General features: G+C 38.4%; 9 protein-coding genes and 1 rRNA gene. 2 read left to right on the top strand and 8 right to left on the bottom strand.

From position 1 onward, the window contains the following. The 4 genes from AC1M9C_RS12420 to AC1M9C_RS12405 form a co-directional block, all read right to left on the bottom strand. A 16S ribosomal RNA gene (locus AC1M9C_RS12420) occupies window positions 1-74 on the bottom strand; the annotation flags it as partial. A gap of 452 nt (window positions 75-526) precedes the next feature. Continuing rightward, window positions 527-1,594, bottom strand: coding sequence for a DUF6670 family protein (locus tag AC1M9C_RS12415; protein ID WP_481953798.1), 1,068 nt, complete (start codon window positions 1,592-1,594; stop codon window positions 527-529). A gap of 18 nt (window positions 1,595-1,612) precedes the next feature. Next, the gene (gene pssA, locus AC1M9C_RS12410) at window positions 1,613-2,437 is read right to left on the bottom strand and encodes a CDP-diacylglycerol--serine O-phosphatidyltransferase (protein WP_481586809.1); all 825 of its coding nucleotides are present in this window, start codon (window positions 2,435-2,437) and stop codon (window positions 1,613-1,615) included. Between the two features lie 39 nt (window positions 2,438-2,476). Next, window positions 2,477-3,334, bottom strand: a complete 858-nt coding sequence (locus AC1M9C_RS12405; protein ID WP_092768034.1) for a 23S rRNA (adenine(2030)-N(6))-methyltransferase RlmJ — start codon at window positions 3,332-3,334, stop codon at window positions 2,477-2,479. 117 nt (window positions 3,335-3,451) lie between these two features. Between AC1M9C_RS12405 and AC1M9C_RS12400 the strand changes: the two genes are divergently transcribed. After that, window positions 3,452-4,042, top strand: a complete 591-nt coding sequence (locus AC1M9C_RS12400) for a 2OG-Fe(II) oxygenase (protein WP_481953797.1) — start codon at window positions 3,452-3,454, stop codon at window positions 4,040-4,042. A gap of 70 nt (window positions 4,043-4,112) precedes the next feature. Then, window positions 4,113-4,640 carry a hypothetical protein gene (locus tag AC1M9C_RS12395; RefSeq protein WP_481953796.1) on the top strand — a complete coding sequence of 176 codons (528 nt, stop codon included), beginning with the start codon at window positions 4,113-4,115 and terminating at the stop codon, window positions 4,638-4,640. A gap of 26 nt (window positions 4,641-4,666) precedes the next feature. Here AC1M9C_RS12395 and AC1M9C_RS12390 read toward each other — a convergent pair whose 3' ends face one another. The 4 genes from AC1M9C_RS12390 to AC1M9C_RS12375 all read right to left on the bottom strand — a co-directional run bounded on the left by AC1M9C_RS12390 (window position 4,667) and on the right by AC1M9C_RS12375 (window position 7,248). Then, window positions 4,667-4,918, bottom strand: a complete 252-nt coding sequence (locus AC1M9C_RS12390; RefSeq protein WP_035269894.1) for a DUF2789 family protein — start codon at window positions 4,916-4,918, stop codon at window positions 4,667-4,669. 119 nt (window positions 4,919-5,037) lie between these two features. Then, window positions 5,038-5,277: a DUF2789 family protein gene (locus tag AC1M9C_RS12385; protein ID WP_035269893.1), complete on the bottom strand. Its 240-nt coding sequence runs from the start codon at window positions 5,275-5,277 to the stop codon at window positions 5,038-5,040. A gap of 148 nt (window positions 5,278-5,425) precedes the next feature. Next, window positions 5,426-6,412, bottom strand: a complete 987-nt coding sequence (locus AC1M9C_RS12380; RefSeq protein WP_035269892.1) for a malate dehydrogenase — start codon at window positions 6,410-6,412, stop codon at window positions 5,426-5,428. Between the two features lie 173 nt (window positions 6,413-6,585). Further along, on the bottom strand, window positions 6,586-7,248 hold the full coding sequence (locus AC1M9C_RS12375; protein ID WP_481953802.1) for a ribonuclease T2 family protein: 663 nt from the start codon (window positions 7,246-7,248) through the stop codon (window positions 6,586-6,588). Between the last annotated feature and the right edge of the window lie 7 nt (window positions 7,249-7,255).

Raw genomic sequence — 7,255 nt, 5'->3', positions numbered from 1 at the left:
TTCCCCCGCTCGACTTGCATGTGTTAAGCCTGCCGCCAGCGTTCAATCTGAGCCATGATCAAACTCTTCAGTTTAAAATCAATAGTACCTATAGGGTACCAATCTTGGCTCATCAATTACTGACAAAAAATTTGCTCAAATAAACTTCGAGAAATTTCTACCAATCATCAATGATAATATATATCGATCAATCAACCAGTAAAAATCCACACAAGTTGTTCTTCATAATCTCTTAATGATCTTCTCAATGCTTCGTCAGCATCAAGCTAGGTCGGCTATATTACCCTTTCTTTTCAGAAAGTCAACTAGCAATGTTAATTTATTTTCTAACCCATTCTCAAAACTTAGATCCAGCTTACTCAGCTAAATCCTTGTTTTTCAACAAGTTTCAATCAACATCACCGCCGATGGATGTGCATTCTACAGCATTCCTCCCCCAATGCAACCATGTTTTTTAAATATTTAAAAAAAATATGATTAACTGGATATTTATTGTTCAATTTACGTGATTTTTATGCTTTTGGAGCTATTTTTTAAGCGTGCATGGCACAATACTTGCAAAATTATCCATTAATTTTTCATCTTTATTAATTTCTTGCCACTTTAAACTACGGCAATCTATATATTCACAATACCCAGATTGTCCTTCTTCTTGAATTCCATCAATCTGCACCTCATAACTAAAACTACCTACATAACCTGCGGCAAGACCGAATTTAAAATCTCCACGACTTTCACCTTTCACGATTATTTTTCTTTTTTTATTTTCAAATGACCATTCAAATACGCGCGCTAAATACATCTCATGTCCATTAGGTGTTTTTACTTTTGGGTATACACGATGGACTTTGAAATAAACATCATCAAACATTTCAGATGTCTGAGCTTTTAAATCTCTTAAATACATCCTTGATTGCACAATTTGATTTAAACCATTGCGTATATGAGCAAGAAGTAACTGCCTTTGGTCGATTAAGTTAATTATCTGATAGGTTAAAAAATGAAGCGGTAGATAAGGAATATTGATCGCTCTGGCAAATTCAAATGATCCTAACTGGTCAATTTTATATGTTTGTTCTTTATAGGTTACTGTTCCTTTGCATTGACACACTAATGACCAGTGATCAAATAAACCTAATTTTAGTTTGGTAAAGTGCGAAATAATTGGTTGAGTTTGAATATTCAGATCAACGGAAAGTTCATTGTCCTTTCTTATTAATTTGAAGTTTGGGATTGAGCCTTCTAGTTGCTCTCTTTGTCCAAATACAAATTTATTCTCTTTAATCTCGCAATCATTGATGATTGAATAACCATTAAAATGTCCAACCATATGTGGACTAATGCTCGTAATGAGTGAAACAGTATCCAAGGCTTTTGTTTTAATTGCATAATCATTACGCAGCATTGGAACATTCGGCTGTCCGATAATGGTTAAAAAATTAAAATAATGAAGTGGAGATGGTAATCCTGGAATCATCAATCCTTGATGGATAATTTTATAGATTCCTCGTGGACCGTGATAATCCAACCGAAGAGGAAAAGGAGCCTGATTCAGCTGTTTTGAATCGTCCGCTAAACTCATCAACAACTGCATATCAAACTCCTTTTTTATTTATCTTGTTTTTTCTCGAGCCAAAAATGTAGTGACGAAACCTGAAAGTGCATAAATAATCGAAAGCACTAAAATACCAACAGGAATATTGTACGTAATCGCAGCAAAGATAAACACAACAATAGGCAAGACTGCAAACGGCACACGTTTACGATCTACGGTTTTAAACGAATAGTATTTAATATTCGAAATCATCAGCAAGCCAACTGCAATAATAATGACTGCATTTATCGTCTGAATCATTGGATCAGATAGGACAAAAATTTCAGGGAAATCACGCCCCACCCAAACCAAAGAAATGATCATTACTGCGGCTAGAGGACTAGCTACACCAATAAAATAGCGTTTATCAACCACACCTATTTGCACATTAAAACGTGCCAATCGGAATGCAGCACAAGCAGTATAGACAAAACATGCAGCCAAACCGATTCGACCTAGATCATGGAGGCTCCAGCTATACATCAAAATTGCAGGCGCAACACCAAATGCCAACATATCTGATAATGAATCAAACTGCTCACCAAAAGGGCTTTGCGCTCCAATTGCTCGTGCGACCCGACCATCTAAACCATCAAATAAAGCAGCGATAAAAATGGCATAAATGGCTTGTGTGAATTCGCCATTCATACTTGCAATAATTGAGTAAAACCCTGACAACAATGCCGCAGTAGTAATCAGATTTGGCCACAGATAAATCCCACGACGCTTAACCTTTTGCCCTTCTTGCGTATGTTCCTCTTCTTCAACTTCGAAAGTAATACCATCAAAGCCCGGAACATTTCTTGGAGAAGATTCAGTTTCAGGTTTATTTATATTTGTCATTGTCATTCGTCCTAACTGTAGCCTTATCTCTCAATATTCTTATTCGCCGACCAACCAACGAACGGCAGCATGACCACCATTTTCACTCATTCTTAAGTGCGGGAAAAGCCATTGCAATGCTTCATCTGCATCTTCAGAAAACTTCCAAGGTGGATTAATCACTAATAAACCACAACCGTTTAATCCTACAGGTGTATCGTCTGGCCATACACATACTTCACAAACCAATTGACGGCGAATACCAGTCTTAATCATTTTTTTCTCAAAACGATCAATCATTGCACGGTCTTTAATTGGGTACCAAATTGCAAATACGCCTGTAGGCCATTTCTTATATGCCGTAGCGATGAGTTCAACCAACTGCGGAAAATCCTTTCGCTCCACCTCATATGGTGGATCAATCATGACCAATCCACGTTTTTCTTTAGGAGGAATCACACCGAGCAAACCTTCATAAGCATCACGCTCATGCAAACCTGCACGACGATCACGCACATTCATATAAAGTTGCTGAAATACATCTCGTTGCATCTCAAAAATTGTTGCTTTATCTGTTTCACGCATTCCTTCCAAAGCGAACCATGGCGAACCCGGATAAGCGCCTTTTCCGGCACCTGCACGCATATCTTCTACAACTTTAAGATATTGCTTAACACCTTCAGGGGCATTACGCTTAATTGAGTCATCGAGTTTAACTAAACGGTGAATACCATTTAAAAACTCTCCCGACTTCTGTGCTGCAGACGTTGATAAATCGTATTTACCTGCACCACCATGTGTATCAATGTAACGATACGGCTTATCTTTTTGATTAAGACGTGACAAAATCTGAAGCAACAATACATGCTTCATGACATCGGCAAAGTTTCCAGCATGGAAATGGTGACGGTAATTCATGTTTCAATTATTCCTAAGATCAACAATCATTTTAACATGAAAAAGTGTTTCATTCAGAATCGATTATTACTCTAAAATAGCTGACCTTTTTTTTATACAGTAAATAGCGAGATAAATATGGAAGCAGTTGTCATCCCAGGGGATTGGAATGTTGATCAAATCCTTGATGATTTAGATCAACATGGCTTCAGTATCATCGATCATGCATACCCACCAAGCTATTTAAAAAACGTTGTAAATGAATGCCAAATCCATCTCGATGATTTTCGAAATGCAGCAATTCAAAATGGCATTGTCAGCACAATCCGCAGCGATCACATTTTGTGGTTAGATCCAAAACTATCAATTTCCCATCAACACATAAAAACCTTAGATTTACTCTCTCAAGAATTAAATCGTGCATTTTATTTAGGCATTCAAGAAGTCGAAGCCCACTTCGCTTGTTATAATCCTGGTGATTTCTATGCTTTACATCGAGACAACCCTCAAGGCAAAAATGGTCGTGTGATGTCGACAGTTTTTTATTTGCATGAGGAATGGCATCAGCATTGGGGTGGTCAACTAAAGCTCCAAGATAAGAATAATCAGTGGCATATTATTGAACCTAAACCTAATCGCATCGCTCTATTTCAAAGCGATTTATTACATGAAGTTCTTGTTGCACACCACCAACGTCTTTCGATTACAGCTTGGTTAAGGACCGCATGAACTTTAATTTAGCGCTTTATTTTTTCGAAGTTGCCTCCATATAGGTTTTAAACCTGATGAGGACTCATCCATGCAATCTAATACCAAGCTAATTATTCAACGCATTGGTGAAACAGACCAACTTTACTTACAAAAAAATACGCCTGAGCTTGCCTTTGAACGTGCTGAATTGCGTTTAGAGCTGGTCAGTATGAGTAAGTTTCGTCAGGAACAAATTCATTTTCTTCAAGAAGCGATTGTTCTTCTTGAACAAGGTCGAGTAGATTTTGAAGAAATGCCAATGCGTTTGTATATTAATCTGACCCTGATGTTAGCTAGAGCCTACATGATGTATTTTGAGATTACTCAAGATGAAAAATTTGCGATTATCACTCAGCAAATTTTAAAATCATTAACGTCAACCAACCATAGTGATGTTTATTTTAATCTGGCTTATGCTTGTGCTTCTCGTAAAGAATCAGCACTTACACGCCATTGGCTGAATAAATATTTTAAAACCATTGATCATGATTTAGATGTAGTAAGAACCCACCCTTCTTTCAAACAATTTCATGATCAAGAATGGTTTATCCAGTTAACCAAACCTAAAGTGCATTAAAAAAAGCCCCATGAATGGGGCTTTTTTTAGGCCATTTTTAATTTATATGCATCCATATGTAATTGTTGATTAAGTTCATCTATCCATATTGCCCAATCATCATCTTGTACTAAATGACTAATTAAGAAGTCGCGCTGACCTTTATTCCAGAATGGCGCATCATGTAAATTTTGTTGAGCGGAAAGCTGATGTGTCCGGATATAGAGTTCAATTGCCGCTGGGCTATTTGCCAACCCCAATTGAGAAAACAATAACGCTAAGGAAGGTTTATGTTCCATCAAGAGACTCTCCTTATCAGATTTTAATAAAATTATTATTTAAATAACTTATAAGAAATCCAAGAAAAAACCCAGCTTTTGGTCTGGGTTTATTGTTTCAATTTGTGATTATATTTTCATCACTTTGTGTCGTTTGTGAGTTGCTCACTCAGTTGATCAATGACAATGGCCCATTCATTATCTTTTTTCCAATGACTAATAATAAAATCGCGTTGCGATGGGTTCCAAAAATCAGCTTCATGCATCGGCGTATTGGGATCAAGCCGATGTGTTTGTATAAAGTGATCAATCCCTTCAGGTGAGCTATCTAGGCCCAATTGCTCAAAAAGTAATTCTTGATTTACTTCCATATCTAACATGGATTGCTCCTTGAATTTTCATGATTTTGTTCAAGATAACATGTCAATACTAAGTTCAATGTAGAAGGATTTCTTAAGCATTGTTAAGTTTTGTGCATAAAAAAAGCACTCCCAATGGAGTGCTTTTTTAATTTAGTTGAAAACTAAATTATTTAACCATATCAGCAATCGCTGCACGTTCTTCTTCTAACTCATTAAGCGTGAAGTTGATACGCTCACGGCTGAATTCGTCAATTTCAAGACCTTGAACGATTTTGTACTCGCCATTTTCACAAGTTACAGGGAAACCGAACATTACGCCTTCAGGGATACCGTAAGAACCATCAGAAGGAATACCCATAGTTACCCATTCGCCGTTTGTGCCAAGAGCCCAATCGCGCATATGGTCGATTGCAGCGTTTGCAGCAGAAGCAGCAGAAGAAAGACCACGCGCTTCGATGATCGCAGCACCACGCTTACCAACAGTTGGAAGGAATACGTCTTTATTCCATGCAGCATCGTTGATTTTGTCTTTTAAGCTTTCGCCGTTTACATTAGCAAAACGATAGTCAGCATACATTGTTGGAGAGTGGTTACCCCAAACTGTCATGTTTTTGATGTCAGAAACTGCAACACCAGCTTTTTGAGCAAGTTGAGTTAACGCACGGTTGTGGTCAAGACGTAACATTGCTGTGAAGTTTTTCGCTGGAAGATCTGGAGCAGATTTCATTGCGATATAGGCATTCGTGTTAGCAGGGTTACCTACAACAAGAACTTTAACGTCACGGCTAGCAACTTCGTTAAGCGCTTGACCTTGACCGATGAAGATTTCACCGTTGACTTTAAGAAGGTCAGCACGTTCCATACCAGGACCACGTGGACGTGAACCAACAAGAAGCGCGTAGTCAGCATCTTTGAATGCAACTTTAGGATCATCAGTACCGATCATGCCAGCCAACAATGGGAAAGCACAGTCGTCAAGTTCCATCATCACGCCTTTAAGCGCTTGTTGAGCTTTCTCAACAGGAATTTCTAATAATTGAAGAATAACTGGTTGGTCTTTACCCAACATTTCACCGCTAGCGATACGGAATAAAAGGCTGTAACCAATTTGACCAGCAGCGCCAGTAACGGCAACGCGAACAGGTTGCTTCATGTAATTATCTCCAGTTGAGAGGATAGTCAATGCGATTAAATAGCTGTTCTATCTAATCTTAATAATCATAAACGGCGAAGATTGTACTCCAATACTTTGACAGATGCATTGAAAAGAGAATGAATTTCAACAAAAGTCTGATAGGAAATATAAATTAACTTCGCGGAAATAAATTAGTAGGCGCCCTCTATGTCAAATGTATTTGGGCAGGTCGAGACAATATCAGACGCACATGACTTGAATTGACCATTCGTGCGATAACAGATTTCAACCCCCGTTAACACCGGGCGACCATTTAAGCTTTGGCATTGAAATTCAATACCTTGGCTGGGTAATTTTGGGTTGAGTTTGATGAATTGCGATCGTAATGTCGAGATAGAGACTGTTTTACGATCCACTCCTGTTAAGTAATCAGGAACTTTTAATTGGTCTGCATGATTAATAATGGTACGAAAATACTGACTGGCATTCATTGGAACGCAACCACCATAGTTGGCCCACAGCCTAATTCTAGCCTGCTCATCAGGCATCACCCTAGCAACAACCCTCTTCTGTAGCGGTGCCAAGGTGGCAGATGAACTCGTTTGGCAATCATGACGACTGGTTTCTGGGATAAGACCCTTTATCGTAAGTGAATATCCTTCTAGGCATTTACGGTGTTTCGCTTTTGTTCGATCTAATGCACAAATGGCAGGTGTCATCTGTACTTGAAGCACATATCCTTGTAAACCTTTCCCTGATGCCATCACATCTGCTGAACACAACAAAGCCCCTACGCTCAAACTACTGAGGAGGTAAGTGTGTTGACAACTAAACAGCAGTTTTGTGTGATTCATCAAAGCT

This window comes from Acinetobacter sp. 24-47-39, assembly GCF_056783825.1.
This window is presented reverse-complemented; position numbering and strand designations above follow the sequence as displayed.

Bases quoted from the DNA above. Each gene is read 5' to 3' on its own strand.
- AC1M9C_RS12415 (WP_481953798.1), bottom strand. From the start codon at position 1,594: ATGCAGTTGTTGATGAGTTTAGCGGACGATTCAAAACAGCTGAATCAG.
- pssA (WP_481586809.1), bottom strand. From the start codon at position 2,437: ATGACAAATATAAATAAACCTGAAACTGAATCTTCTCCAAGAAATGTT.
- AC1M9C_RS12405 (WP_092768034.1), bottom strand. From the start codon at position 3,334: ATGAATTACCGTCACCATTTCCATGCTGGAAACTTTGCCGATGTCATG.
- AC1M9C_RS12400 (WP_481953797.1), top strand. From the start codon at position 3,452: ATGGAAGCAGTTGTCATCCCAGGGGATTGGAATGTTGATCAAATCCTT.
- AC1M9C_RS12395 (WP_481953796.1), top strand. From the start codon at position 4,113: ATGCAATCTAATACCAAGCTAATTATTCAACGCATTGGTGAAACAGAC.
- AC1M9C_RS12390 (WP_035269894.1), bottom strand. From the start codon at position 4,918: ATGGAACATAAACCTTCCTTAGCGTTATTGTTTTCTCAATTGGGGTTG.
- AC1M9C_RS12385 (WP_035269893.1), bottom strand. From the start codon at position 5,277: ATGTTAGATATGGAAGTAAATCAAGAATTACTTTTTGAGCAATTGGGC.
- AC1M9C_RS12380 (WP_035269892.1), bottom strand. From the start codon at position 6,412: ATGAAGCAACCTGTTCGCGTTGCCGTTACTGGCGCTGCTGGTCAAATT.
- AC1M9C_RS12375 (WP_481953802.1), bottom strand. From the start codon at position 7,248: ATGAATCACACAAAACTGCTGTTTAGTTGTCAACACACTTACCTCCTC.